Origin of the sequence: Nocardia sp. NPDC049149 (assembly GCF_043197455.1) — a bacterium.
GTDB lineage: Bacteria > Actinomycetota > Actinomycetes > Mycobacteriales > Mycobacteriaceae > Nocardia.
This window is the reverse complement of the sequence record NZ_JBICTD010000001.1, coordinates 85,087-111,062: the sequence shown is the minus strand read 5'-3', so window position 1 is coordinate 111,062 and position 25,976 is coordinate 85,087. Positions and strand designations below refer to the sequence as shown.

The 25,976-nt window shown below is 65.3% G+C and carries 21 protein-coding genes; all 21 read left to right on the top strand.

The genetic code is table 11. The features are described from left to right. Window positions 1-205: 205 nt before the first annotated feature. On the top strand, window positions 206-751 hold the full coding sequence (rplJ, locus tag ACGFNJ_RS00520) for a 50S ribosomal protein L10 (protein ID WP_393441852.1): 546 nt from the start codon (window positions 206-208) through the stop codon (window positions 749-751). A 65-nt stretch (window positions 752-816) separates the two neighbouring features. Then, entirely contained in the window at window positions 817-1,197 is a 381-nt protein-coding gene (gene rplL / locus ACGFNJ_RS00515) for a 50S ribosomal protein L7/L12 (RefSeq protein ID WP_069160568.1), read from the top strand. 242 nt (window positions 1,198-1,439) lie between these two features. After that, entirely contained in the window at window positions 1,440-2,516 is a 1,077-nt protein-coding gene (locus ACGFNJ_RS00510) for an ABC transporter ATP-binding protein (protein WP_393441849.1), read from the top strand. Window positions 2,517-2,623: 107 nt separating this feature from the next. After that, window positions 2,624-3,322, top strand: a complete 699-nt coding sequence (locus ACGFNJ_RS00505) for an ABC transporter permease (RefSeq protein WP_245745736.1) — start codon at window positions 2,624-2,626, stop codon at window positions 3,320-3,322. Window positions 3,323-3,427: 105 nt separating this feature from the next. Next, window positions 3,428-4,192: an MlaE family ABC transporter permease gene (locus ACGFNJ_RS00500; RefSeq protein ID WP_393443666.1), complete on the top strand. Its 765-nt coding sequence runs from the start codon at window positions 3,428-3,430 to the stop codon at window positions 4,190-4,192. Further along, entirely contained in the window at window positions 4,189-5,541 is a 1,353-nt protein-coding gene (locus ACGFNJ_RS00495) for an MCE family protein (protein ID WP_393441847.1), read from the top strand. Before ACGFNJ_RS00500 ends, ACGFNJ_RS00495 begins: the two co-directional genes overlap by 4 nt. Further along, entirely contained in the window at window positions 5,538-6,614 is a 1,077-nt protein-coding gene (locus ACGFNJ_RS00490) for an MCE family protein (RefSeq protein WP_393441845.1), read from the top strand. The genes ACGFNJ_RS00495 and ACGFNJ_RS00490 overlap by 4 nt, the downstream gene beginning before the upstream one ends. Next, window positions 6,614-7,624, top strand: a complete 1,011-nt coding sequence (locus ACGFNJ_RS00485; protein WP_393441844.1) for an MCE family protein — start codon at window positions 6,614-6,616, stop codon at window positions 7,622-7,624. Before ACGFNJ_RS00490 ends, ACGFNJ_RS00485 begins: the two co-directional genes overlap by 1 nt. A 1-nt stretch (window position 7,625) precedes the next feature. Further along, on the top strand, window positions 7,626-8,894 hold the full coding sequence (locus ACGFNJ_RS00480; RefSeq protein ID WP_393441841.1) for an MCE family protein: 1,269 nt from the start codon (window positions 7,626-7,628) through the stop codon (window positions 8,892-8,894). Then, entirely contained in the window at window positions 8,891-10,141 is a 1,251-nt protein-coding gene (locus ACGFNJ_RS00475) for an MCE family protein (RefSeq protein WP_393441838.1), read from the top strand. Before ACGFNJ_RS00480 ends, ACGFNJ_RS00475 begins: the two co-directional genes overlap by 4 nt. Next, a complete protein-coding gene (locus ACGFNJ_RS00470) occupies window positions 10,138-11,379 on the top strand; it encodes an MCE family protein (protein ID WP_393441836.1) in 1,242 nt (413 codons plus the stop codon). The genes ACGFNJ_RS00475 and ACGFNJ_RS00470 overlap by 4 nt, the downstream gene beginning before the upstream one ends. 67 nt (window positions 11,380-11,446) lie before the next feature. Then, complete coding sequence (locus ACGFNJ_RS00465) at window positions 11,447-12,136, top strand: hypothetical protein (RefSeq protein ID WP_393441834.1); 690 nt, start codon at window positions 11,447-11,449, stop codon at window positions 12,134-12,136. A 12-nt stretch (window positions 12,137-12,148) separates the two neighbouring features. Further along, entirely contained in the window at window positions 12,149-12,844 is a 696-nt protein-coding gene (locus tag ACGFNJ_RS00460) for a hypothetical protein (RefSeq protein WP_393441832.1), read from the top strand. Between the two features lie 388 nt (window positions 12,845-13,232). Next, window positions 13,233-16,739: a DNA-directed RNA polymerase subunit beta gene (locus ACGFNJ_RS00455; RefSeq protein ID WP_069160559.1), complete on the top strand. Its 3,507-nt coding sequence runs from the start codon at window positions 13,233-13,235 to the stop codon at window positions 16,737-16,739. Between the two features lie 107 nt (window positions 16,740-16,846). Continuing rightward, entirely contained in the window at window positions 16,847-20,800 is a 3,954-nt protein-coding gene (locus ACGFNJ_RS00450) for a DNA-directed RNA polymerase subunit beta' (RefSeq protein WP_393441829.1), read from the top strand. A 100-nt stretch (window positions 20,801-20,900) separates the two neighbouring features. Further along, on the top strand, window positions 20,901-21,425 hold the full coding sequence (locus tag ACGFNJ_RS00445) for a hypothetical protein (RefSeq protein WP_393441827.1): 525 nt from the start codon (window positions 20,901-20,903) through the stop codon (window positions 21,423-21,425). A gap of 211 nt (window positions 21,426-21,636) precedes the next feature. Then, the gene (locus ACGFNJ_RS00440; RefSeq protein ID WP_393441824.1) at window positions 21,637-22,668 is read left to right on the top strand and encodes an alpha/beta fold hydrolase; all 1,032 of its coding nucleotides are present in this window, start codon (window positions 21,637-21,639) and stop codon (window positions 22,666-22,668) included. Window positions 22,669-23,079: 411 nt separating this feature from the next. Continuing rightward, window positions 23,080-23,214, top strand: a complete 135-nt coding sequence (locus ACGFNJ_RS00435) for a DUF2199 domain-containing protein (protein WP_393441822.1) — start codon at window positions 23,080-23,082, stop codon at window positions 23,212-23,214. 92 nt (window positions 23,215-23,306) lie between these two features. After that, complete coding sequence (locus tag ACGFNJ_RS00430; RefSeq protein ID WP_393441819.1) at window positions 23,307-24,278, top strand: zinc-binding dehydrogenase; 972 nt, start codon at window positions 23,307-23,309, stop codon at window positions 24,276-24,278. 61 nt (window positions 24,279-24,339) lie between these two features. Then, the gene (locus ACGFNJ_RS00425) at window positions 24,340-25,389 is read left to right on the top strand and encodes a glycerophosphodiester phosphodiesterase family protein (RefSeq protein WP_393443664.1); all 1,050 of its coding nucleotides are present in this window, start codon (window positions 24,340-24,342) and stop codon (window positions 25,387-25,389) included. A gap of 81 nt (window positions 25,390-25,470) precedes the next feature. Continuing rightward, window positions 25,471-25,944 carry a PaaI family thioesterase gene (locus ACGFNJ_RS00420; protein ID WP_393441816.1) on the top strand — a complete coding sequence of 158 codons (474 nt, stop codon included), beginning with the start codon at window positions 25,471-25,473 and terminating at the stop codon, window positions 25,942-25,944. Window positions 25,945-25,976: the final 32 nt, after the last annotated feature.

The window sequence follows — 25,976 nt, the reverse complement described above, 5'->3', positions numbered from 1 at the left end:
CATTCGAGTGCAGTCGAAGGTCCGGCCACATTGCCGGCGGCCCACGCAGGGAGAGTCGAGGCTGGGGAACCCGATCCGGGTGATGGGCCTGGATCGATGATTCCTGTTTGCGCCCCGAGACGCCCTGCGTCCGGGGCGTTAGTTTTGTGGCCGTCCCCCTGATCGGTAGTTCGCTACGAACCGACCATCAGAGAGGAGGCGAAGTATGGCAAAACCCGAGAAGGTCACTGCGGTCGAGGAGATCGCGGAGCAGTTCAAGAGCTCGACCGCCACCGTTGTCACGGAATACCGTGGTCTTTCGGTCGGCAAGCTCACCGAGCTGCGGCGTGCGCTCGGCGCCGACGCCACGTACTCCGTCGCCAAGAACACCCTGGTCAAGCGCGCGGCCGCCGAGGCGGGCGTCGAAGGCCTGGATGACTTGTTCGTCGGACCGACCGCGATCACCTTCATCAGCGGTGAGCCGGTCAACGCGGCGAAGGCCCTCAAGACCTTCGCGAAGGACAACAAGGCGCTCATCATCAAGGGCGGCTACATGGACGGCGCTGCGCTGTCCGTGTCCGAGGTCGAGAAGATCGCCGACCTGGAGTCCCGCGAGGTCCTGCTGGCCAAGTTGGCCGGCGCGATGAAGGGCAACATGGCGAAGGCCGCCGGTCTGTTCAACGCTCCCGCATCGCAGGTGGCTCGCCTTGCCGCCGCCCTGCTGGAGAAGCGACAGGCCGAAGCCGGTGGCGAAGTCGCTGCCGCCGAATAACCCGCTACGGGTGATTCGCGCGCGAACGCCCCACGCAGACAACAACTACCGAAAGGACAACAATCATGGCCAACGTTGACGAACTGCTGGAGACCTTCGGCAGCATGACCCTGCTCGAGCTGTCGGACTTCGTCAAGAAGTTCGAAGAGAAGTTCGAGGTCACCGCGGCTGCTCCGGTCGCCGTCGCCGCCGTCGGTGGCGCTGCCGCTGCGGTCGACGCCGTGGAGGAGCAGGACGAGTTCGACGTCATCCTCGAGGGTGCGGGCGAGAAGAAGATCCAGGTCATCAAGGTGGTCCGTGAGATCGTCTCCGGCCTGGGCCTGAAGGAAGCCAAGGACCTGGTCGAGGGTGCCCCGAAGCCGATCCTGGAGAAGGTCGCCAAGGATGCCGCCGAGGCCGCCAAGGCGAAGCTGGAAGAAGCCGGCGCCAAGGTTTCGGTCAAGTAATTCCCGACCGCAATCGCCGACGGGCGGTCCCCTCCGGGGGGCCGCCCGTTTGCTATTTCTACGGACCTGCACCAACAATCCGGAAATAGTGAGTGAAACGGGGTTACTCTTCAGTCAGGTAGGGGTGTGAACCGTCTGGGTCATGGGATACAGTGGCCGGACCCACTGTGACGTGACACACCGCGGGACCGAGCACGCGGTTCGCCGGTGGGCCAGCTCGCTGAGAAATTGTGGAGGTAGGCGTGGGCGTCGAGGTCAGGACCGAGGGTGTTACCAAGTCCTTCGGTTCGCAGCGAATTTGGCAGGATGTGTCCCTGACTTTGCCGTCTGGTGAGGTCAGCGCCCTGCTCGGCCCATCGGGTACCGGTAAATCGGTCTTCCTGAAGTCGCTCATCGGGCTACTGCGTCCAGAACGCGGCTCGATTTATATCGGCGATACGGACATCACCACCTGCTCCAACAAGGAGCTCTACGAGATTCGCAAGCTCTTCGGCGTGCTGTTCCAGGACGGTGCGCTGTTCGGCTCGATGAATCTTTTCGACAATGTCGCGTTCCCGCTTCGTGAACACACAAAGAAGTCGGAATCCGAGATCAAGAAGATCGTCATGGAGAAGCTGGAGCTGACCGGTCTGCTCGGGGCCGAAGGCAAGCTGCCCGGCGAGATCTCCGGCGGTATGCGCAAGCGAGCAGGCCTGGCCCGCGCGCTCGTGCTCGACCCGCAGATCATCCTCGTCGACGAGCCGGACTCCGGCCTCGACCCGGTGCGTACCTCCTACTTGAGCCAGCTGCTCATCGACATCAACGCGCAGATCGACGCCACGATCCTGATCGTCACGCACAACATCAACCTGGCCCGCACCGTGCCCGACAACATCGGCATGCTGTTCCGTCGCCAGCTGGTCATGTTCGGCCCGCGCGAGGTGCTGCTCACCTCGGACGAGCCGGTGGTCAAGCAGTTCCTCAACGGCCGCATGCAGGGTCCGATCGGCATGTCCGAGGAGAAGGACGAAGCCCAGATGGCGCGCGAGCAGGCGATGTTCGACGCAGGCCATCACCACGGCGGCGCCGAAGAGGTCGAGGGCATCATCCCGCAGATGCAGGCAACCCCCGGCATGCCGGTGCGCCAGGCCGTGCTGCGCCGCAAAGAGCGCGTTCGCGAGATCATGCACACGCTGCCGCACGCGGCCCAGGTGGCGATTCGTGAATCACTTGAGCAGAACGACGAGACGCAGGTAATGGCGTACAACAACAGCGACCTGGGTAGTTACCAGGGCGGCGCGTACGACACCACCACTCGACACAACACAACTAACGGGTAACATCTGCGTTCGTGAACTCCACACTGGCGCGATTGCGGACTCCATTGGAGTCGGGATTTGCCCAGGCCGGCAACATCTTCGCGCTCTTCGTCGACGTCTTGCGCAAGATGTTTCGCCGGCCCTTCGAGTGGCGGGAGTTCATCGAGCAGTCGTGGTTCATCGCGAGTGTCTCGATCCTGCCCAGCGCACTCGTCGCTATCCCGTTCGGTGCGGTCGTCGCATTGCAGACCGGCTCGTTGATCAAGCAGCTCGGCGCCGAATCCTTCACCGGTGCAACGAGCGTGCTTGCCACCGTGCAGCAGGCCGCGCCCGTGGTCACTGCGCTGATCATCGCCGGTGCCGCCGGGTCCGCGGTCGCCGCCGACCTCGGTTCGCGCACCATCCGTGAGGAGATCGACGCGCTCGAGGTGCTCGGCGTCGATCCGGTGCGCAAGCTGGTTGTCCCGCGCGTGCTCGGCATGACGCTGGTCGCGCTGCTGCTGAACGGCCTGGTTTCGGTGGTCGGCATCGCCGGCGGCTACTTCTTCAACGTGTTGTTGCAGGGTGGCACGCCGGGCGCTTACCTCGCCTCGTTCTCCGCGCTCGCCCAGCTACCCGACCTGTGGATCGGCGAAATCAAGGCGCTGGTCTTCGGTTTGATCGCCGGAGTGATCGCCGCGTACAAGGGACTGCATCCCAAGGGCGGCCCGAAAGGAGTAGGTGACGCGGTGAACCAATCGGTGGTGATCACGTTCCTCGTGCTGTTCTTCGTCAACCTCATCCTCACCCTGGTGTATCTGCAGGTCGTCCCGGCCAAGGGCGCCTGACCGGTGGCCACCCAGTACCGTCACCCGATCATCGCCAAGTCCGTGCGCCGCACGGGCGAGGTCGTGCGCGCACCCTTGAAGGTGATCGATCGCGCGGGCCACCAGATGTCGTTCTATTCGCGTGCCATCGCGTGGATTCCGCGCACCGTTGTCCGCTACCGCAAGGAGGTCATGCGGCTGCTCGCCGAGGTGACCTTCGGCAGCGGCGCGCTCGCGGTGATCGGCGGCACCATCGGCGTCATCGTGTTCATGTCCGGATCGGTCGGCGTCGTCGTCGGCCTGCAGGGCTTCAAGGCGCTGGACGCGCTCGGCAGTTCGGTGCTGACCGGCTTCCTCACCGCCTACATCAATACGCGGGAAATCGCGCCGCTGGTCGCGGCTTTGGCGTTGTCGGCGACGGTGGGCTGTGGTTTCACCGCGCAGCTCGGCGCCATGCGGATCTCCGAGGAGATCGACGCGCTCGAGGTGATGGCGGTGCCCGGTGTGCCGTTCCTCGTCTCCACCAGGGTGATCGCCGGTTTCCTCGCGGTGATCCCGCTCTACGTCGTCGGCCTGCTCGGCACCTTCCTGGCGTCCCGGATGATCAGCATCTGGTTCAACGGCCAGTCCAGCGGTTCCTACGATCACTACTTCAGCTTGTTCCTACCGCCTGAGGACGTGCTCTATTCGTTCCTCAAGGTGCTGGTGTTCGCCTTCGTGATCATCATGGTGCACTGCTACTACGGTTTTCACGCCACCGGCGGGCCCGCGGGCGTCGGCGTCGCGGTCGGCCGTGCGGTGCGTGCGGCGATCGTGCTGGTGAACGTGCTCGACTTCTTCCTGAGCCTGGCGATCTGGGGGACGACGACAACGGTGCGGGTGGCGGGATGAGTCGCGGCGTGCAGGCCTGGCGGTCGACCGCGAAGTTGCGCGTCCGAGTGCTCGGCATCGCCTTCTTCGTGGTGGTCGCGCTGTTCCTCTGGACGACCATCGCGATCTACAACAAGGCGTTCACGAAGACGGTCGACGTCGATCTGGTCACCGACAGCGTCGGCAACGCGCTGACCAAGAACGCCGACGTGAAGGTCCGCGGCATCACCGTCGGCGAGGTGCGTTCCAGCCACTCGACCGACGGCAAGGTGACGCTGAACCTGGCCATCCAGCCGGACAAGGCCGAGCAGATTCCGGCCAACGCGACCGCACGGCTGCTGCCCAAGACGCTGTTCGGCGAACGCTACGTCGACCTGATCATCCCCGCCGACCGCAGTGCCCAGCACCTGGCCGACGGCGTGACGCTGCACCAGGACAAGAGCGGCAACGCGATCGAGCTCAGCAAGCTGCTCGACGACCTGATGCCGCTGCTGCAGGCGATCCCGCCGCAGGACCTCGCCGCGACGCTCGGCTCGCTGTCCCAGGCGCTGTCCGGCCAGGGCCTCGCGCTCGGCGAGAGTGTGGACAAGCTGGACAACATCTTCCGTCAGGTGAACGGCGTGCTGCCGGACCTGCAGCAGGATCTGCGCAGCTTCGCCGAGGTGGCCGCCACCTACTCCGATGCCGCGCCGCAGCTGGTGCAGGCACTGGACAACCTGCGCACCACCAACGCGACGATCGTGCAGCGGCGCTGGGACATCGACTCGCTCTACGCCGTGCTCACCCCTGCCTCGTCGGACACCGCGGATTTCCTTGTCGCCAACCGCGACAACTTCATCGACGTGGCGATCGACTCCAGGCCCGCGCTCGAGCTGCTCGCCACCTACTCGCCCGGATTCCCGTGCACGATGGCGAATTTCGCGAAGCTGAAGCCGCGCATCGACGAGATCATGGGCAAGGGCAAGCCGAACCCAGGTTCCCGGGTGAGCATCGAGCTGACCAATACTCGCGGCAAATACCTGCCCAACCAGGACGAGCCGCGCTGGCTCGGCACCGAGGGCCCGTTCTGCGTTCCCGAGTACCCGCTGGGTGTCGATCCCGGTCAGTACACCGGCGGGCCGTACAGCGACGGTTCGTACGCGGTGCCGAGCCGTAACCCCGGCGATCAGGAGTCGGGCAAGATGTCGCCGCCGCAGTTCGGCGTCTACCCCGCGGGCCAGGTGCCGACGCTCGCCGGTTCACCGCTGGAGCGGCAGTCGCTCGGCGCGATTTACGGTGCGGCGCACGGTGTTTCGCCGGATCAGGTGCCGAGCTGGGTGACCAGGGTCGGCGCGCCCGCGTTCCGTGGCAGCGAGGTGAGCGTGCGATGAAGCAGCAGCTGCGCGGCCTGGGTGGGTCGCTGACCAAGTTGATCATCTTCGTCGTCGTGACGCTGTTCGCGACAACGGTGCTCGCCCTGTCCATCGCGAACTACAGCGGCGGCGGCACCGGTTTCAAGGCCCGCTTCACCGATGTCACCTCGCTGAACAAGGGTGACGAGGTGCGGATCGCGGGTGTGCGGGTCGGCAAGGTCACCAACATCGCGATCGTCGACAAGCGCCTCGCCGAGGTGGAATTCCAACTGACCGACCGGGATTGGCTGCCCGCGTCGACCACGGCGAGCATCCGCTACCGAAACCTGGTCGGCCAGCGCTACATCGCGCTCGAGCAAGGCACGGGCGAGCAGGGCCGCAAGCTCAACAAGGGCGGCACCATCGCGCTCGACCACACCCGCCCCGCGCTGAACCTGACGACCCTCTTCAACGGTTTCCGTCCGCTGTTCCGCACGCTGACCGCCGACGACGTGAACAAGCTGTCCTTCGAGATCATCCAGGTGTTCCAGGGTGAGCAGGGGACCATCCATGATCTGGTGACCACCACGGCCAGCCTGACCAACAAGATCGCGGACAAGGATGCGGTGATCGGCGAGCTGACCCGCAACCTGACCGCGGTGCTCGACACCGTGAACAAGCGCGACGATCAGTTCGACCAGCTCATCGTGAACACCGAGGCGCTGATCAGCGGTCTGTCCGCGGAACGGGACACGATCGGGCGCTCGGTGACCTCGCTCGGCAATCTCGCGTCGGCGACCGCGGATCTGCTTGTCCCGGTTCGCCCGACGCTGCAGGGCTCGATCGCGGGCCTGAACCAGGTGACCGGCACCCTCAACGGCCGCAAGGACGAGGTCAACGAGGCACTGGCCAACCTGCCGCTCAAGATGGAAAAGCTCGGCCGCGTCGGCAGTTACGGCTCCTGGTTCCAGTTCTATCTGTGCGGCATCGACATCGTCGTCGGGCCTGGCGCGGTGGAAGCGCCGCAGCTCAACCTGCCCGCGGGCCTGCCGACGATCAACCAGCCGCTGTACACCAATGCCGCGCCGCGCTGCCAGGGGAGGGCCCGCTGATGGACGATCGGATCCTGCTCGGCAAACGCAGCCCCGCGTTCATGGGTGTGCTCGGTCTTGCCATCGTGTTGCTGGTGACGGTGTCGGCGTTCTTCATCGACCGGCTGCCGATCATCGGCGCGGGCACCAAATACACGGCCGAATTCTCCGAGGCGGCAGGCCTGAAGAAGGGCAACGAGGTGCGCATCGCAGGCGTGAAGGTCGGCTCGGTGTCCGACGTGCGCCTGGACCGGGACAAGGTCCTCGTCGATTTCCGCACCCAGAACGCCTGGATCGGCAGCGACACCACCGCCTCGATCCAGATCAAGACCGTGCTCGGCCAGAAGTACCTCGCGCTGGATCCGAAGGGGTCGCGCACCGCCGATCCGAGCAAGCGGATTCCGTTGTCGCGCACCGTCGCTCCGTACGACGTGGTGGACGCGTTCACCGATGCCGCGAAGAACATCGATCAGATCGACACCGCGCAGCTGGCCACCAGCATGCGGGTGCTGTCCGATGCGTTCGCGACGACGCCACCGGAGATCCGCGGCTCCATCGACGGCGTGGCCCGGCTCTCGGAAACCCTCGCCAAGCGCGACGAGGAACTGAAGAAGCTGTTCGCGGCGACCAGGCAGACGACCACGGTGCTGGCCGACCGCAACGCCGAATTCGAGCGGCTGCTCGCGTCGGGTGGCCAGTTGCTCGCCGAGCTCAACATTCGCCAGCAGTCGATCGCGCAGTTGCTGTCCGGCGCCAAGACGGTCGCGTCGGAGCTGAGCGCGCTGGTGCACGACAACGAGGAGCAGATCGGTCCCGCGCTGAAGAACCTGCGCGGCTCGATCGATCTGCTCAACGCCAACCAGCAGAACATCTCCAAAACACTGGAACTCGCCGCGCCGTTCTACGGCATCTACGCCAACGTCCTCGGCACCGGACGTTGGTTCGACGCGGTGATCGTCAACCTGATTCCGCCCGCGCTGCCGGAGATCCCCGGCGACCGGCCGCCGGTGCGCACCATGGGAGGCAACTGACATGGCGGCGAACTGGCGCGGCGAACCGCTGACGGCGCTGCGGAATTCAGGTCGAGGCACCAAGGTCGCGATCGCGCTCGTCGCGGTCGTCGCGGTGGTGCTGGCAGGCGTGCTGTGGTGGACGTTCGATCGGCTGACCACCACCAAGATCACCGCGTACTTCGATCGCTCCGTCGGCATCTACGAGGGCTCGGATGTCCGCATCCTCGGTGTTCCGGTCGGTCGAGTGGATTCCGTTGAGCCGCAAGGTGATCAGGTCAAGATCGTGATGCATGTCGAGCGCAAGTTCGACGTGCCCGCCGGCGCGCGGGCGGCGCAGATCACGCCGTCGATCGTGTCGGATCGCTACATCCAGCTGACCCCGGTCTACACCGGCGGGCCGAAGATGGACCGCACCGCGACCATTCCGCGCGACCGCACCGTCACCCCCGTCGAGGTCGACCAGCTGTACAAGAGCATCACCGAGCTCTCGGATGCGTTGGGCCCCAACGGCGCCAACAAGGACGGCGCGGTGAACGACCTGGTCCGCACCGGCGCGGCGAATCTCGATGGCAACGGCGAGGCGCTGGCCAACAGCCTCACCCAGCTGTCCAAGGCGGCGCGCTATCTGTCCGACGCGCGCGGTGACATCTTCGACACCGTCAAGAATCTGCAGACCTTCGTCACCATGCTCGCCAGGAACGATCAGCAGGTGCGGCAGTTCAACGTGCAGCTCGCGGATCTGTCCAGCTTCCTCGCCAACGAGCGCGCCGATCTCGGCGCCGCGTTGAACCTGCTCTCGGTCGCCCTCGGCGATGTGGCGCGGTTCATCGACAACAACCGCGAGCTGATCGCCAGCAATGCCGAGGGGCTGGTCACCCTCACCAAGACGCTGGCCGACCAGCGTGACGATCTGGCCAAACTGCTGCCCGTGTTGCCGGTGGCGCTGAGCAACCTGGTCAACATCCACAACGCCGAATCCGGCACGCTCGATATGCGCGCCAACTTCACCGACCTGCAGGACCCGTTCGGCGTCATGTGCAAGCTGATCGACGTGGCCAAGCTGCGGCCGGGCGATCCGCAGTTCGAGGCGCTCGGCAGGCAGATGCGCCCGATCCTGGAGCACTGCAAGGAGATCTCCGACCAGATCACCGCAGGCGTGAAGACGCCGACGCTGATCCTGCCGTTCGGCATCCTCAGCAACGAGAACCAGCAGCGCGCTCCGGTGCCAGGCACCGTGCCAGGCACGCCGTCGGATCAGCAGCCACCGTCTCAGGGAGGTGCGCGGTGAGTACCCGAATCCGTTCCGTCACACGAGGTTTCGGTGCCGCGCTGGTGTTCGGGGTGAGCGCGGCGCTGGTCGCCTCGTGCGCGTCCGACGGCATCTACAGCGTGCCGCTGCCCGGCGGCGCCGACGTGGGCGCGCACCCGATGCGCATCGACATCCAGTTCGACGACGTGCTCGACCTGGTGCCGCAGTCCGCGGTGAAGGTCGAGGGCGTTCCGGTCGGTCGCGTCGAGGACATCACCATCGGCAAGGACCAGTGGACCGCCACCGTGCGCACCGTGGTGAGCTCGACGGTGAACCTGCCCGCGAACGCGCGTGCCGAAGTGCGCCAGTCGAATCTGCTCGGCGAGAAGTTCATCGAGTTGTCCAAGCCGCCCGCCGACGCGGACGCCAAGAAGCTCAGCGACGGCGCGGTGATCCCGGTCGACCGGACCAGGCACGCCACCGAGATCGAGCAGGTGCTCGGCGCGATGTCGTTGCTGCTCAACGGCGGTGGCGTCGCTCAGCTGCAGCCGATCGTGACCGAACTGAACAAGGCCATCGGTGGTCGCGAGGACCGGGTGCGCTCGCTGCTCGACCAGGCGAACATCTTGATCAAGGGCCTCGACGATCAGGTCAACGACATCACCAGGGCGCTCGACGGTCTCGATGTGCTCAGTAGCCGAGTGAGCAGGCAGACCGAACAGATCGGCAAGATCCTCGACGAGCTGCCCCAGGGCATCAAGATCCTCGAGCAGCAGCGCCCGCAGCTGATCGGGCTGCTCAGCCAGCTGGATCGGGTCGGTCAGGCGGGCTTCGATGTGCTCGATCACTCGAAGGACGAGCTCATCCGCGACCTGACCTCGCTGCGCCCGACGTTGCAGGAATTGGGCAAGGCCGCACCGGATCTGGTGACCGCGTTCCCGCTCATCCCCACCTATCCGTTCCCGGATTCGTCGCTGGCCAGCACCTTCGGCGGTCAGATGAACACCTGGCTCTCGGTGGATCAGCAGATCGGCGTCACGCTGAGCAATCTCGGTGTCGGCAAACCGGATCCGGTGTACATCCCGCCGGTCGGCCCGCCGGTGCCGGTGAATCCGACCAACCCGTACTACAACGGCAACGGCCCGCGCCCTGGCTGGCCGACGATTTCGATCCTGCCGCTGCCGCCGAACATGGCGCAGCCGCCCGCACCGGGAGTGCCGCCCAATCCGGTCGGCGCGATTCTCGAGCAACTCGGTGTCGCGCCGCAACCGGGAGGTCCCCGATGACTCGTCTGGTCCGCTGGCAGCTGATCGCGTTTGCCGTGCTTGCGGTAGTTGGCGTTGTTTTCGTCGGCGCCAAGTACATACGGCTCGACCACATGATCGGATTCGGCCAGTACACCGTCAAGGTGCAGGCCGAGCAGACCGGTGGCATCTACAAGGGCGCCGAGGTCACCTATCGTGGTGTTCCGGTCGGCCGGGTCGGCACGCTGGAGCTCACCGGCGACGGTGTCGTGATGAACCTCGTCATCGATTCGGATTCGCCGAGGATTCCCGCGTCCGCGAAAGCCGTTGTCGCCAACCGTTCCGCGATCGGTGAGCAGTTCGTCGATCTGCAGCCCGACACCGACACCGGCCCGTACCTGCGCGACAATTCGGTGATCTCCTCGGCGACCACGCCGGTGCCGGTGCAGCAGCTGATCGCCAGCGTCGACACGTTCACCCGCTCGGTGGACCTGAAGGCGCTGAACACGACGGTGCGCGAGCTCGGCAAGGCCTTCGACGGCAAGGGCGACGATCTTCAGGTCTTCGTCGAATCGCTGAACAATTTCACCACCACCTTCAATGACACACTGCCGCAAACGATTCAGCTGATCCAGGACGGCAAGGTCGCACTCGGCACCCAGGCCGAGCAGTCCGGCGCCATCCGCGAATTCAGCGACGGCCTCGACAAATTGAGCGCCCAGCTGCGTTCCAGCGACCCCGATATCCGCAGGTTGATCGGCACCGGCACCGATGCGGGCCAGCAGATCGGCGCGCTGGTCAAGGAGAGCGGCCCCGCGCTCACCCAGGACTTCGCCAACCTGCGTCAGTTGCTGCTGACCATCTCGCCGAAGTTCTACGCGCTCAAGCCGCTGTTGCAGATGCTGCCGCACCTGTCCATCGGCGGTTCGGCCACCGCGCCCGGCGACGGCACCAGCCATTTCGGTCTGGTGCTCGAGGCGAACAATCCGCCTGCCTGTACCGTCGGCTACGAGGGAACCCAGCGGATTCTCGAACAGATGAAGGCGCAGAACCCGGACTTCGACGACACCCGCGACGAGTTCCCGTTCAACAAGGACGCCAAATGCCTTGTGCCGTTTGGTAATCCGACCGCGGTACGCGGCGGGGAGCGGGCCGAGCTCGCCGATCCGAGCATCGTGCAGCCGTGGGACGCCACCCCGAAAACCGATCCGGAAAAGCTGAACATGAATCCGATCGCCGTGCAGTTGGCCACCCTGATGGGGGTCACGCCGAAGCGGTGACCAGGACCGACGACGTTAGGGTGACTCGCATGGGCGAGCGAACCGAATCCAACCGTGAGGCGCAGTCGTGAGCACCGATCTGTCCAAACAGCTCGACGCATCGAAGGCCACCGACGAGCCGGCCGCTGAGGCGCCGGTCGCGGCGCGCGACTCCGATGCACCCGAGCGGACCGGTCTCCTCCGTACGTTCGTGCTGATCGGCTCTGCGGCCGCCTTGGTCGTCGCGCTGGTCGCTGCCGTGTGGTTCGGCACCGGTTGGGTGCGGGCCGCCTTCACCGACGGCCCGCGCGCCGATGCCCGCGACACCGCGCTCGACGGCGCTCGCCAGGCCGCGCTCAACATGACGTCGATGAACCTCGACGACGTGCCCGGTTCGCTGGCGCTGGCCAGGTCCTCGATGACCGGCGCGCTGCTCGACTCGGCCAACAAGAACAAGGACCAGGCCGAGACGCTGGCCAAGCAGACCAATGTCGGGATGACCTCCAAGGTGCTCGGCGCCGCGCTGACCACGCTGAACAGCGAAGAGGACAAGGCGTCGGCGCTGGTCGTGCTGCAGGTCACCGAGAAGGGCAAGGACAAGCCGCCCGCCGAGTACCGCTACACCTGGAACGTCGACATGGCCAAGACGGGCGAGGTGTGGAAAGCCGAGCAGATCTCCTCGCTGAGCCAGCCGGTGCTGCTCAGCGGCGGCCAGGGGCAGGCGCCGCCTGCGCCACCCGGCGACCAGCCGCCCGCCGCACCCAAGCCGGGATCGTAGGAGGGGATCGACATGACTTCGCGTAAACCGGTCAACCGGGTCACCTCCAAGCGCCGCCCTGGCGCCGAACCGCAGTCTCGCGCCACCGCGCCGCGCACTGCCCCCGCCCGTAAGCCGCGCTCGACCACTACCTCGCGCGCGACGACTGCGCGCCCGCCGCGTGCCGAGCAACGGCCCGAGCCGAAGCGGTCCGCGCGCCCGCGCATCGCACGGCCGGGACGTTCGTACTGGTCGATCGTGGTCACCTGCCTGGTCGCCGCCGTGCTGCTCGGTGGATTCGCCGTGCTCGCCGCGCTGCGCCCCGGCGTCGACGATTCGAACAAGGCCTTCGTCGACAACAAGGCCACCGAGGAGGTCCGCGCGGCCGCCGACCACGCGCTGCAGACCGTCTACGCCTATGACGTGAAGAACATCGACGGCTACCGCGACGCCGCCAAGCAGGTGCTCACCGGCAAGATGCTCGCCGATCTCGACAAGTACGCCGACACCACCATCTCGGCGGTAAAACAGGCTCAGACCAGCGCAGATGCCAAGGCAGATCCGATCGCTGTGACATTGCTCACCGACGATCGGGCTGAGCTGATCGTCAATCTTGTGGTGAGCGCGACAAAGAACGGCGTCGCCCAGCAGAGCGTCGCGGGCCCGATCGTGCTGCACATGCAGAAGGTGGGCGATCGCTGGCTGGCCAGCGACATCGTTGACCAGTGATCGCCTAGCGGCCCAGCGGATCTCACCGAGCGCCACACGGCCCTGCCACTTGACGAGTTTCGCCCGAGCCGTCACGCTATTCACAACAGCGGCAGCTGTCACAGTGGCTCCCTAGCGCCCCGTCGTCCCCGACGCAGCCAGCGATTCGGACTCGGCGCGCCAGCCACGTGAATGTGCGCACGGGTGGTAGGTTGACGCCCCCGTGGCGGTTGGTGTATGGTTGGACGTTGCGCTGGCTGCCTCCTGTCCATACCTCGATTTGCACACGTAAGTTCCACCCTTCCGGTGTTACTTCCGTTGTTGCCTGTTCGGGTTTCGTTCGGGTTGTAACCAGCGGAATTCGTAGCAGACAAGCGACGGTCGCGGACCACCACGCGACGCGCGTGAGGTGCTGGAAGGACGCATCTTGGCAGTCTCCACCCAGACCAAGGCAGTTGCCGGAATCCCCGGAGCCCCGTTGCGGGTGTCTTTCGCGAAGATCCGTGAACCCTTGGAGGTGCCCGGACTTCTCGATCTACAGACGGACTCATTTGCATGGTTGATCGGTTCGCCGTCATGGCGTGAAAAGGTTGCCGCGCGCGGCGACGTCGGGCTAGTCGGGGGACTCGAGGAGGTGCTCGAGGAGCTTTCGCCGATCGAGGACTTCTCGGGCTCGATGTCCCTGTCTTTCTCTGACCCTCGTTTCGAGGAGGTCAAGGCCTCGATCGACGAGTGCAAAGACAAGGACATGACCTACGCGGCGCCGCTGTTCGTCACCGCGGAGTTCATCAACAACAACACCGGTGAGATCAAGAGCCAGACGGTCTTCATGGGAGATTTCCCGATGATGACCGACAAGGGCACGTTCATCATCAACGGCACCGAGCGCGTCGTCGTCTCGCAGCTGGTCCGCTCGCCGGGTGTCTACTTCGACCACTCGGTCGACAAGGGCACGGAGAAGGACCTGCACAGCGTGCGCGTCATCCCGTCGCGCGGCGCGTGGCTGGAGTTCGACGTCGACAAGCGCGACACCGTTGGTGTCCGCATCGACCGCAAGCGCCGCCAGCCGGTCACCGTGCTGCTGAAGGCGCTCGGCTGGACGACCGAGGAGATCGTCGAGCGTTTCGGCTTCTCCGAGATCATGATGTCGACGCTGGAGAAGGACAACACCGCCGGTCAGGACGAGGCGCTGCTGGACATCTACCGCAAGTTGCGTCCGGGCGAGCCGCCGACCAAGGAGTCCGCGCAGACCCTGCTGGAGAACCTGTTCTTCAAGGAGAAGCGCTACGACCTGGCCCGCGTCGGCCGGTACAAGATCAACAAGAAGCTCGGTATCCACCTCGGCGAGCAGGTCACCGGATCGGTGCTCACCAAGGAAGACATCGTCTCCACGATCGAGTACCTGGTCCGCCTGCACGCCGGTGACCGCGTCATGACCGCCCCCGGCGGCCAGGAGGTCCCGGTCGACGTCGACGACATCGACCACTTCGGTAACCGTCGCCTGCGCACCGTCGGCGAGCTGATCCAGAACCAGATCCGGGTCGGCCTCTCCCGCATGGAGCGCGTGGTCCGTGAGCGGATGACGACTCAGGACGTTGAGGCGATCACGCCGCAGACCCTGATCAACATCCGTCCGGTCGTCGCCGCGATCAAGGAGTTCTTCGGAACCTCCCAGCTGTCGCAGTTCATGGACCAGAACAACCCGCTGTCGGGTCTGACCCACAAGCGCCGCCTGTCGGCTCTTGGCCCGGGTGGTCTGTCCCGTGAGCGGGCCGGCCTGGAAGTCCGTGACGTCCACACCTCGCACTACGGCCGTATGTGCCCGATCGAGACCCCGGAAGGCCCGAACATCGGCCTGATCGGTTCGCTGTCGGTGTACGCGCGGGTCAACCCGTTCGGCTTCATCGAGACGCCGTACCGCAAGGTGGTCGACGGCCGGGTGACCGACGAGGTCAAGTACCTCACCGCCGACGAAGAGGACCGGCACGTTCGTGCGCAGGCCAACTCGCCGGTCGATGCGGATGGTCGCTTCCTCGAGGACCGCGTGCTCTGCCGCCGCGGCAACGAGGAGAACGAGCTCGTCCCGGCCTCCGAGGTCGACTACATGGACGTCTCGCCGCGCCAGATGGTGTCGGTCGCGACCGCGATGATCCCGTTCCTCGAGCACGACGACGCCAACCGTGCCCTCATGGGTGCGAACATGCAGCGTCAGGCTGTGCCGCTGATCCGTTCCGAGGCGCCCGTTGTCGGCACCGGTATGGAACTGCGCGCCGCCGTCGACGCGGGCGATGTCGTGGTGAACGAGAAGTCCGGTGTGGTGGAAGAGGTTTCGGCCGACTACGTCACCGTGATGGCCGACGACGGCACCCGCAAGTCCTACCGGATGCGCAAGTTCGCGCGTTCGAACCAGGGCACCTGCGCCAACCAGCGTCCGATCGTGGACGAGGGTCAGCGCGTCGAGACCGGCCAGGTGCTGGCCGACGGTCCGTGCACCGAGAACGGTGAGATGGCCCTCGGCAAGAACCTGCTCGTGGCGATCATGCCGTGGGAAGGCCACAACTACGAGGACGCGATCATCCTGTCGCAGCGCCTCGTGGAAGAGGACGTCCTGACCTCGATCCACATCGAGGAGCACGAGATCGACGCCCGCGACACCAAGCTCGGTGCCGAGGAGATCACCCGCGACATCCCGAACGTCTCCGATGAGGTCCTCGCCGACCTCGACGAGCGTGGCATCGTTCGGATCGGTGCCGAGGTGCGCGACGGTGACATCCTGGTCGGCAAGGTCACCCCGAAGGGTGAAACCGAGCTGACCCCGGAAGAGCGGCTGCTGCGCGCGATCTTCGGTGAGAAGGCCCGCGAAGTCCGCGACACCTCGCTGAAGGTTCCGCACGGTGAGTCCGGCAAGGTCATCGGCATCCGCGTGTTCTCGCGCGAGGACGACGACGATCTGCCTCCGGGCGTCAACGAGTTGGTCCGCGTCTACGTTGCGCAGAAGCGCAAGATTCAGGACGGCGACAAGCTCGCAGGCCGCCACGGCAACAAGGGTGTCATCGGCAAGATCCTGCCGACCGAAGACATGCCGTTCCTCCCGGACGGCACCCCGGTCGACATCATCCTGAACACCCACGGTGTGCCGCGTCGTATGAACATCGGCCAGATCTTGGAGACCCACCTCGGGTGGATCGGCAAGGCAGGCTGGCAGGTCGACGTCGCCTCGGACGGGACCCGTCCCGACTGGGCGAAGGCACTGCCGGAGGAGATGCTCGGCGCGCCGTCCGACTCCAACATCGCGACCCCCGTCTTCGACGGTGCCCGCGAGGAGGAACTGACCGGTCTGCTCGCCTCGACCCTGCCGAACCGCGATGGTGAGCGCATGGTCGACGACAACGGCAAGGCGACGCTGCTCGACGGACGTTCCGGCGAACCGTTCCCGTACCCGGTGGCGGTCGGCTACATGTACATCCTGAAGCTGCACCACCTGGTCGACGACAAGATCCACGCCCGTTCGACCGGTCCGTACTCGATGATCACCCAGCAGCCGCTCGGCGGTAAGGCCCAGTTCGGTGGCCAGCGCTTCGGTGAAATGGAGTGCTGGGCGATGCAGGCCTACGGCGCGGCCTACACGCTGCAGGAGCTGCTGACCATCAAGTCGGACGACGTGGTCGGCCGAGTGAAGGTCTACGAGGCGATCGTCAAGGGCGAGAACATTCCGGAGCCGGGCATTCCGGAGTCGTTCAAGGTGCTCCTCAAGGAACTCCAGTCGCTGTGCCTCAACGTCGAGGTGCTGTCTTCCGACGGCGCCGCGATCGAGATGCGCGATGGCGATGACGAGGATCTGGAGCGCGCGGCGGCCAACCTGGGCATCAACCTGTCCAGGAACGAAGCCGCCACCGTCGACGATCTGGCGAACTAGGCGGTAGGTGCGAATGCTGTTTGTTTTAAACGGCATTCGCACCCCGCGTTCCACCAACTAGTGAACTTTTTGCTCGAATTCGACCCGAATAGGGGAAAGGAAGTTACGTGCTAGACGTCAACTTCTTCGATGAACTCCGGATCGGCCTGGCCACCGCGGACGACATCCGCCAGTGGTCCTTCGGCGAGGTGAAAAAGCCGGAGACCATCAACTACCGCACGCTCAAGCCGGAGAAGGACGGACTCTTCTGCGAGAAGATCTTCGGCCCCACCCGGGACTGGGAGTGCTACTGCGGCAAGTACAAGCGTGTCCGCTTCAAGGGCATCATCTGTGAGCGCTGTGGCGTCGAGGTCACGCGCGCCAAGGTGCGTCGTGAGCGGATGGGCCACATCGAGCTGGCCGCTCCCGTTACCCACATCTGGTACTTCAAGGGCGTCCCTTCGCGCCTCGGGTACCTGCTCGACCTGGCGCCGAAGGATCTGGAAAAGATCATCTACTTCGCCGCCTACGTCATCGTCGGAGTCGACGAGGAGCTGCGCCACAACGAGCTCAGCACCCTCGAGGCCGAGATGGAGGTCGAGAAGAAGGCCGTCGCCGACCAGCGGGACGCCGACCTGGAAGCCCGCGCCCAGAAGCTCGAGGCCGACCTGGCCGAGCTCGAGGCCGAGGGTGCCAAGTCCGACGTGCGCCGCAAGGTCAAGGACGGCGGCGAGCGCGAGATGCGTCAGCTCCGCGATCGGTCCCAGCGTGAGCTGGACCGGCTCGACGAGATCTGGACCACCTTCACCAAGCTGGCCGTCAAGCAGCTCATCGTCGACGAGGTGCTGTACCGCGAGCTGATCGACCGCTACGGCGAATACTTCACCGGCGCCATGGGTGCGGAGTCCATCCAGAAGCTGATGGAGAACTTCGACATCGACGCCGAGGCCGAGAACCTGCGGGAGACCATCCGTAGCGGTAAGGGCCAGAAGAAGCTGCGTGCGCTCAAGCGGCTCAAGGTCGTCGCGGCGTTCCAGACCAACGGCAACTCGCCGATGGGCATGGTGCTCGACGCCGTTCCGGTGATCCCGCCGGAGCTGCGCCCGATGGTTCAGCTCGACGGTGGCCGCTTCGCCACCTCCGACCTGAACGACCTGTACCGCCGCGTGATCAACCGCAACAATCGCCTCAAGCGACTGATCGACCTCGGTGCGCCCGAGATCATCGTCAACAACGAGAAGCGGATGCTGCAGGAGTCCGTCGACGCGCTGTTCGACAACGGCCGTCGTGGACGTCCGGTCACCGGACCGGGTAACCGCCCGCTGAAGTCCCTGAGCGATCTGCTCAAGGGCAAGCAGGGTCGTTTCCGGCAGAACCTGCTCGGCAAGCGCGTCGACTACTCGGGCCGTTCGGTCATCGTGGTCGGTCCGCAGCTCAAGCTGCATCAGTGCGGTCTGCCCAAGCTGATGGCGCTGGAGCTGTTCAAGCCGTTCGTGATGAAGCGTCTGGTCGACCTGAACCACGCGCAGAACATCAAGTCCGCCAAGCGGATGGTCGAGCGTCAGCGTCCCCAGGTGTGGGATGTCCTCGAAGAGGTCATCGCCGAGCACCCGGTGCTGCTGAACCGTGCGCCCACCCTGCACCGCCTCGGCATCCAGGCGTTCGAGCCGCAGCTCGTCGAGGGTAAGGCGATCCAGCTGCACCCGCTCGTCTGTGAAGCGTTCAACGCCGACTTCGACGGTGACCAGATGGCCGTGCACCTCCCGCTGTCCGCGGAGGCGCAGGCCGAGGCCCGCATCCTGATGCTGTCCTCGAACAACATCCTGTCGCCCGCCTCGGGTCGTCCGCTGGCCATGCCGCGTCTGGACATGGTGACCGGCCTGTACTACCTGACCCGCCTCGAAGAGGGCGCGAAGGGTCAATACAAGCCGGCCGCAAAGGATTCGGTCGAGTTCGGCGTGTACTCCTCGCCGTCCGAGGCACAGATGGCGGTGGACCGTGGTGAACTCACCGTGCGTTCGCTGATCAAGGTGCGGCTCATCCACCAGCGCCCGCCGAAGGAGATCGAGGCGAAGCTGTTCCCGGAGGGCTGGAACCGCGGCGACGCGTGGATTGCCGAGACCACCCTTGGTCGTGTGCTGTTCAACGAGCTGCTCCCGGCGGACTACGCGTTCATCAACGAGCCGATGCCGAAGAAGCGTCAGGCGACGATCATCAACGATCTCGCCGAGCGCTACCCGATGATCGTGGTCGCGCAGACCGTCGACAAGCTGAAGGACGCGGGCTTCTACTGGGCCACCCGTTCCGGCGTGACGGTCTCGATGTCCGACGTCCTCGTGCCGCCGGAGAAGACCGAGATCATGGAGCGCTACGAGGCGCTTGCCGATCAGATCGAGAAGAAGTACCAGCGTGGTGCTTTGGATCACCAGGAACGCAACAACGCTCTGGTCAAGATCTGGCAGGAGGCGACGGAAGAGGTCGGTACGGCGCTGCGTGCGCACTACCCGCCGGACAACCCGATCATCACGATCGTCGAGTCGGGCGCCACGGGTAACTTCACCCAGACTCGTACCCTCGCCGGTATGAAGGGCCTGGTGACCAACCCGAAGGGTGAGTTCATCCCGCGGCCGATCAAGTCCTCGTTCCGTGAGGGCCTGACCGTTCTCGAGTACTTCATCAACACCCACGGTGCCCGAAAGGGTCTGGCCGACACCGCACTTCGTACCGCCGACTCGGGTTACCTGACCCGTCGTCTGGTGGACGTCTCGCAGGACGTGATCGTGCGCGAGCACGACTGCGCCACCGAGCGCGGCATCGTCGTCCCGATCGCGGAGAAGCAGCCGGACGGCACGCTGATTCGCGACGCGCACGTCGAAACCTCGGCCTACGCACGGACTCTCGCGTCCGACGCGGTGGACGCCAAGGGCAATGTCGTGGTGGCGAAGGGTGCCGACCTCGGCGACCCGGCCATCGAGGCGCTGCTCGACGCGGGCATCACCGAGGTGAAGGTCCGTTCCGTGCTGACCTGCACCACCGGCACCGGCGTGTGTGCGACCTGCTACGGCCGCTCCATGGCGACCGGCAAGCTGGTCGACATCGGCGAGGCCGTCGGCATCGTGGCCGCGCAGTCCATCGGTGAGCCGGGTACCCAGCTCACCATGCGTACCTTCCACCAGGGTGGTGTCGCTGGCGATGACATCACCGGCGGTCTGCCCCGTGTGCAGGAGCTCTTCGAGGCTCGTGTGCCGAAGGGCAAGGCGCCCATCGCCGAGGTCTCGGGTCGCGTGCGGCTCGAGGACGACGATCGCTTCTACAAGATCACCATCATCCCGGATGACGGTGGTGAAGAGGTTGTCTACGACAAGCTCTCGAAGCGTCAGCGTCTGCGTGTCTTCAAGCACGACGACGGCACCGAGCGTCTGCTCTCCGATGGTGACCACGTCGAGGTCGGCCAGCAGCTGCTGGAAGGCGCGGCGGATCCGCACGAGGTGCTGCGCATCATGGGCCCCCGTCAGGTGCAGATCCACCTGGTCCACGAGGTCCAGGAGGTCTACCGCTCGCAGGGTGTGTCGATCCACGACAAGCACATCGAGGTCATCGTGCGCCAGATGCTGCGTCGCGTGACGATCATCGATTCGGGTGCCACGGAGTTCCTGCCCGGCTCGCTCACCGAGCGGTCCGAGTTCGAGGCCTCCAACCGTCGCGTCGTCGCCGAGGGCAATGAGCCCGCGGCGGGCCGCCCGGTGCTGATGGGTATCACGAAGGCGTCGCTCGCGACCGATTCGTGGCTGTCGGCGGCGTCCTTCCAGGAGACCACCCGAGTTCTGACGGACGCGGCGATCAACTGCCGCTCCGACAAGCTCATCGGCCTCAAGGAGAACGTGATCATCGGCAAGCTGATCCCGGCGGGTACCGGTATCAACCGGTACCGCAACATCCAGGTGCAGCCGACCGAAGAAGCCCGTGCCGCCGCGTACGCGGTGCCGTCCTACGACGACACCTACTACAGCCCGGACAGCTTCGGTCAGACCACCGGTGCCGCGGTTCCGCTGGACGATTACGGTTTCAGCGACTACCGCTAACCGGTAGCGCAGCAACAACATCCGGCCCCCGCTCCTCGCGAGCGGGGGCCGTTTGCGTTTCCGCACTCCGGCGCTGGTCGGTGCTGGCATGATCTGCGGAATGACGGCTCCGGTGGCCGACGACGTCGTTCGCGATGTCGTACGAGAAGCGATCCGGTCGGTGTGGAAGCAGTGTCCCGACCTGATCGAGCACGGTGTGCACGAGCGAACGGTGGTGGCGCACATCGCCGCAGCGCTGAACCTGCGGCTCGAGGCGTGGTCGGGACTGTGGCGCGCCGACGTCGAATACAACCGTTTCCACGACCGCGGGCTCGAGGCGATCGGCACCAAGTATCTGCGCGGGGCTGGCGACCGTCTCGACGTCTACCCGAACCTCATCGTGCACGACCCGCGTGGTGGCGGCCCCGACCACAACCTCCTCGTCTTGGAAGCCAAGAAGGGCGCGCCGACCGACATCGACCGCGAACCCGACTACCGCAAACTCCAAGGTTTCCTCCAGCAATTCGACTACCACCAAGCCGCTTTCCTCGAATACGACGGCACCGGCGGCCGCCCCCGCATCGAATGGCTCGTCCCCTTCATCTCCCACCCCGACCCAACCACCCCCGCCTCCGAGGAGCTGTAGTAGCAGTTCAGGCTCGGCGTACACCCGTTGCTCGGCGTACGGTGCTGCGCACCTTGGCCGGTGAGGATGGGGCGGTGATGGGAAAATTATTTCTGGGGGAATTGTTGCTGTCAGAATATTTTCGGATGTAAGGGTTCGGCTGGTTGTGGGGTGCGACGGCGGCCTGTGTCCTGGTGAAAGCTGTTCCGCCCGTTCGAAAGCGAGTCACTCCATGACCCACCACCAGATCTTCGATCTCGGTGATTTCACCACGCAGCACGGTGCCACTTTGCGCGGCGCCTTCTTGGCGTACGCGACGTATGGCGAGCTGAATGCCGACAAGAGCAATGCGGTGGTGTATCCGACGTGGTATTCGGGGCGGCACTGGGACAATGAGTGGCTGATCGGGCCGGGGATGGCATTGGACCCGGAGAAGTACTTCATCATCGTGCCGAACATGATGGGCAACGGGCTGTCGAGTTCGCCGAGCAACACGCTGCCGCCCTACGATCGGGCGCGGTTCCCGAACATCACGGTCTTCGATCAGGTTGCCGCCCAACATCGTTTGGTGACCGAGAAGTTCGGCATCGAGCGGCTCGCGCTGGTGACTGGTTGGTCGATGGGTGCGGGGCAGACCTACCAGTGGGCGGTGAGCTATCCGGAGATGGTCGAGCGGATCGCCCCGTTCTGTGGTTCCGCGCGCACCAGCCTGCACAACAAGGTGTTCCTGGAGGGCGTCAAGGCGGCGCTGACCGCCGACTCGACGTTCGCGGGCGGCTGGTACGGCGAGAACTGGCCGACCACCGGATTGCGTGCGCTGGCAAGGGTTTACGCGGGCTGGGGCTTCTCGCAGGCCTTCTATTGGGAGCGCGAGTACGAGAAACTCGGCTACACCTCCCTCGACGATTTCCTGATCGGCTTTTGGGAAGGCTTCTTCCTGGACGGCCGTGATCCCAACAATCTGCTGAGCATGCTGTGGACCTGGCAGAACGGCGACGTCGGCCGCACACCCGGCTTCGACGGCTACACCGAAGCCGCTCTCGCCTCGATCAAGGCGACCGCCCTCGTGCTGCCCGCCGAGAAGGACCTCTACTTCCCGCCGGAAGACGAAGCATGGGCCGTCACCCACATCCCGAACGCCGAACTGCGCGTAATCCCCGGCATTTGGGGCCATTTCGCGGGCCATGGCAGCAATCCCGAGGACACCCGGTTCATCGATACCGCCTTGTCCGAACTCTTGGCCAAGCCAGGCGGGCTGGCCTGACACCCCAACAAACAACTGAATCGCGGGATCCGAACCGTGGACTACATACTCGTAGCGGCGATCGGCAGCGTAGTGCTGATAGCCATTGTCGCCCTAGCAGTCTGGGACGACGTGCGCGATCGCACCGACACACTGATCGGCCCACCCCTCGAAGGAATCCGACCACACGACGACGCCCCCGACCGATCGTAAGGTGATGCGGGCTGAGTCACCGCCGGACACTGCCCGCATCACCTGCACGTCCGGAGCCGTCCCGTCGGCATCGGCCGAGCCGAACTCCGTATGCTTCCGGCGTGATGAGCTCTACCTTTCGCTGTGGATCCTGCGATCAGGCGCACGACGGCCCGCCCTTCGCCTATGCCTTACCCGCACCCGCCTACTGGAGTTCCGATCTCGAGCAGCGTCCCGGACATGCACACGCAGCCACTCGGGATCCGGCCGCTGGTCGAGTTGGAACCCACCGACCACCCGCTTGCCGTGGAGCAGCGCACCGGCATCACGATGGCCCGCGTCCGTGAAATCGCGGAATGGCACCTGCACCTTTGATCGGTGCTGTGCCTGCGTCAGTTGACATCAACTAATGTTGAGGTTGCAGGGTGGGGTCAGAGGATGATCGAGTTCTGACCGGAGGAGACACCATGCGCGCGGTTGTATTGCATGCTTTTGGGCCCGCAGGGAATCTGCGATACGAAACTGTTCCTGATCCGATTCCGAGGGCGGGGCAGGTGCGGATTGTGGTGAAAGCGGCGGGGGTGCATCTGATCGAGACGGCGATGCGCGAGGGGTTGCCGATCGGTCCGCCGCTGCCGGAGCTGCCTGCGATCTTCGGTGGTGAGGTGGCGGGGATCGTCGAATCCGTTGGGCCGGGGGTGGATACGTCGTTGGTCGGGGCGGATGTGGTGACGTCGAGGAGCGTGTCCGGCGGGTATTCCGAACTGGCCGTCGCTGAAGTGACTGCACTGCATCGGATTCCGGCTGGCCTGGACTACGAGTCCGCTGCCGCGATGATCGTCACCGGCACCACCACCATCGAAGTGCTCGACATCGCGGCACTGACCGCTGACGACGTGGTCCTGGTGAACTCGGCGGCGGGTGGGATCGGACGGCTGATGGTCCAGCATGCCCGCACCATCGGTGCCCGCGTCATCGGCGCGGCAGGCGGACCGGCCAAGGTCGCTGCCGTGGCGGCACTCGGCGCGGACCTCGCCGTCGACTACAACCAGCCCGACTGGACCGATCAGGTTCGGCAGGCATACGGCGAGCGCCCGGTCACGGTGGCACTAGACGGCGTCATGGGCGAAAAAGGCAGGGCGGCAATGGATCTGCTTGCCGAGGGTGCCCGCTATGTCACCTACGGCAACGCGTCCCGCGACGAATTCACACCGGACGCGGAAAAGCTGCGGGAACAGGGCATTACGATGATCGACGCACTGTCGATCATGCTGAGTAAACCGCGCGAGGTGCGCAACGAGGAATCCAGGGCCCTGCAAGCCGCCGCCGACGCGGCGATGGTGCCGACGGTGCACACCTTCCCGCTCGCCGCGGCGGCGCAAGCCCACGCCGCTCTGGAGCGGCGGGCAACGACCGGCAAGGTGATCCTGGTTCCGTAGCCTTTCATCCCACGGTCACCGGCGTGTGGATCGTGCGGTCCACCATGGGTATATGCGACGAATGTATGCGAGCGCGGCAGCCGTCCTGCTGATCGGCGTCCTGTCGACGGGGACGGCATCCGCGGGCGGCCCGGGGCGTCCTTTCGACCTGCAAGCCCACCGCGGCGGCACCGCATTGGTCGTGGAGAACACCCTGGCGGCATTCGCGAACGCGCTGGAGCTCGGCGTCAGCACGCTCGAGTTGGACGTGCAGATCACCGAGGACGGCTACCCGGTGCTCACCCACGATCGGGATCCCAACCCGGACAAGTGCATCGACACGGCCCCCGCTTTCCCCGGCGACCCGAAGTTCCCGTATGTGCCCGGCACCAGGTACATCCGCGACCTGACGTTGGCGCAGGTTCGCACGATCGATTGCGGTTCAAAACAATTGGCCGCATTCCCCGAACAGCGCACAGTGCCCGGCGCCCAGATGCCCCTGCTGTCCGAGGTTTTCGACCTCGTCCGGGCCTATCACGCCGATGAGGTGAAGCTGAACATCGAAACCAAGGTCGAAGCGGGCGCCCCGCAACAGACGGCACCGCGGGAGCAGTTTGTGCAGGTCGTCGCGGCGGAGATCCGCCGTGCCCACATCGAAAATCAGGTCACCATCCAAAGTTTCGATTGGGGCGCATTGATGCGGATGCGCGAAGTCGCCCCTGAGCTGCCGTTGGTCGCCCTCACCAACGGCCAGCAGTTCTTACAGGAGGGTCAGCCGGGTCCCTCACCATGGCTCGGCGGCCTCGACATCGATGACTTCCCTGGTTCCCTCCAGCAGAAATATGTCGCCGCCGCAGCATCTTTCGGCGCGGACGCGGTGTCGCCGGTGCACGGCGACCCCCAGGATGCCACGGTCGCCACCCCTGGCTATCGCCCGTTCACCACGGCCGACCTCGTCAAGGCCGCGCATGATCGCGGAATCCGGGTGGTGCCGTGGACCGTCGACGATCGCGCCACCATGCTCACCTTGCTCGATCTCGGTGTCGACGGCCTCATCACCAACCGGCCCGACCTGTTGCGCACCGTCCTCGCCGAGCGTGGCTACCAGCTGCCGAAGCGGTACCAGCGGTAAGTCGACCAGCTGCCTGGACAACCCGCACCCGATGCGAGTATGAAATTAGAACACGTTTCATTTTGTGCGGCGGGAGATGCGATGGACAGCGCGGCCATGGGGGAGTTGGTGATGGCCGGCTTCCAGAAGCTGGGCTTCATCCAGTACACCGGGATCGAAGGGGTGGAGTTCGACGCCGGACGGAACGTGGTGCGAATGGCGCCGCGAGCGGAGCATCTGAACCACAACGGCGACCTGCACGCTGCGGTGCTGTTCGGACTCGCGGAAACCGCGGCGATGGGAGCATCGGTCTCGGGCATCGTCGACCTGATGGGCGAGACGTTCATCGTCGCCAGGGACGGACGGATCGAATACCGGGCGCGCGCCAAGGGGGAGGCGGGCCCGTTCCTGGCGACCTCCGAATTGTCCGGTGAACTCCTGCAGCGGATCAGAGCCGATATCGCCGCCAAGGCGTCGATCGAGCTCGAAGTCCCGGTGAACATCACCGACAACACCGGAAAGTCCGTCGCGGCAGCGGCATTCACCGCGGTCATCCGACCGCGCAGATCCGTGTAGCGCGCACCGGGGGCGCACACCCTTGCTGGTCG

What these genes read in the sequence shown, in the direction of transcription:
- rplJ (WP_393441852.1), top strand. Translation starts at nt 206, where the DNA reads ATGGCAAAACCCGAGAAGGTCACTGCGGTCGAGGAGATCGCGGAGCAG.
- rplL (WP_069160568.1), top strand. Translation starts at nt 817, where the DNA reads ATGGCCAACGTTGACGAACTGCTGGAGACCTTCGGCAGCATGACCCTG.
- ACGFNJ_RS00505 (WP_245745736.1), top strand. Translation starts at nt 2,624, where the DNA reads ATGTTTCGCCGGCCCTTCGAGTGGCGGGAGTTCATCGAGCAGTCGTGG.
- ACGFNJ_RS00500 (WP_393443666.1), top strand. Translation starts at nt 3,428, where the DNA reads ATGTCGTTCTATTCGCGTGCCATCGCGTGGATTCCGCGCACCGTTGTC.
- ACGFNJ_RS00495 (WP_393441847.1), top strand. Translation starts at nt 4,189, where the DNA reads ATGAGTCGCGGCGTGCAGGCCTGGCGGTCGACCGCGAAGTTGCGCGTC.
- ACGFNJ_RS00490 (WP_393441845.1), top strand. Translation starts at nt 5,538, where the DNA reads ATGAAGCAGCAGCTGCGCGGCCTGGGTGGGTCGCTGACCAAGTTGATC.
- ACGFNJ_RS00485 (WP_393441844.1), top strand. Translation starts at nt 6,614, where the DNA reads ATGGACGATCGGATCCTGCTCGGCAAACGCAGCCCCGCGTTCATGGGT.
- ACGFNJ_RS00480 (WP_393441841.1), top strand. Translation starts at nt 7,626, where the DNA reads ATGGCGGCGAACTGGCGCGGCGAACCGCTGACGGCGCTGCGGAATTCA.
- ACGFNJ_RS00470 (WP_393441836.1), top strand. Translation starts at nt 10,138, where the DNA reads ATGACTCGTCTGGTCCGCTGGCAGCTGATCGCGTTTGCCGTGCTTGCG.
- ACGFNJ_RS00460 (WP_393441832.1), top strand. Translation starts at nt 12,149, where the DNA reads ATGACTTCGCGTAAACCGGTCAACCGGGTCACCTCCAAGCGCCGCCCT.
- ACGFNJ_RS00445 (WP_393441827.1), top strand. Translation starts at nt 20,901, where the DNA reads ATGACGGCTCCGGTGGCCGACGACGTCGTTCGCGATGTCGTACGAGAA.
- ACGFNJ_RS00440 (WP_393441824.1), top strand. Translation starts at nt 21,637, where the DNA reads ATGACCCACCACCAGATCTTCGATCTCGGTGATTTCACCACGCAGCAC.
- ACGFNJ_RS00435 (WP_393441822.1), top strand. Translation starts at nt 23,080, where the DNA reads ATGCACACGCAGCCACTCGGGATCCGGCCGCTGGTCGAGTTGGAACCC.
- ACGFNJ_RS00430 (WP_393441819.1), top strand. Translation starts at nt 23,307, where the DNA reads ATGCGCGCGGTTGTATTGCATGCTTTTGGGCCCGCAGGGAATCTGCGA.
- ACGFNJ_RS00425 (WP_393443664.1), top strand. Translation starts at nt 24,340, where the DNA reads ATGTATGCGAGCGCGGCAGCCGTCCTGCTGATCGGCGTCCTGTCGACG.
- ACGFNJ_RS00420 (WP_393441816.1), top strand. Translation starts at nt 25,471, where the DNA reads ATGGACAGCGCGGCCATGGGGGAGTTGGTGATGGCCGGCTTCCAGAAG.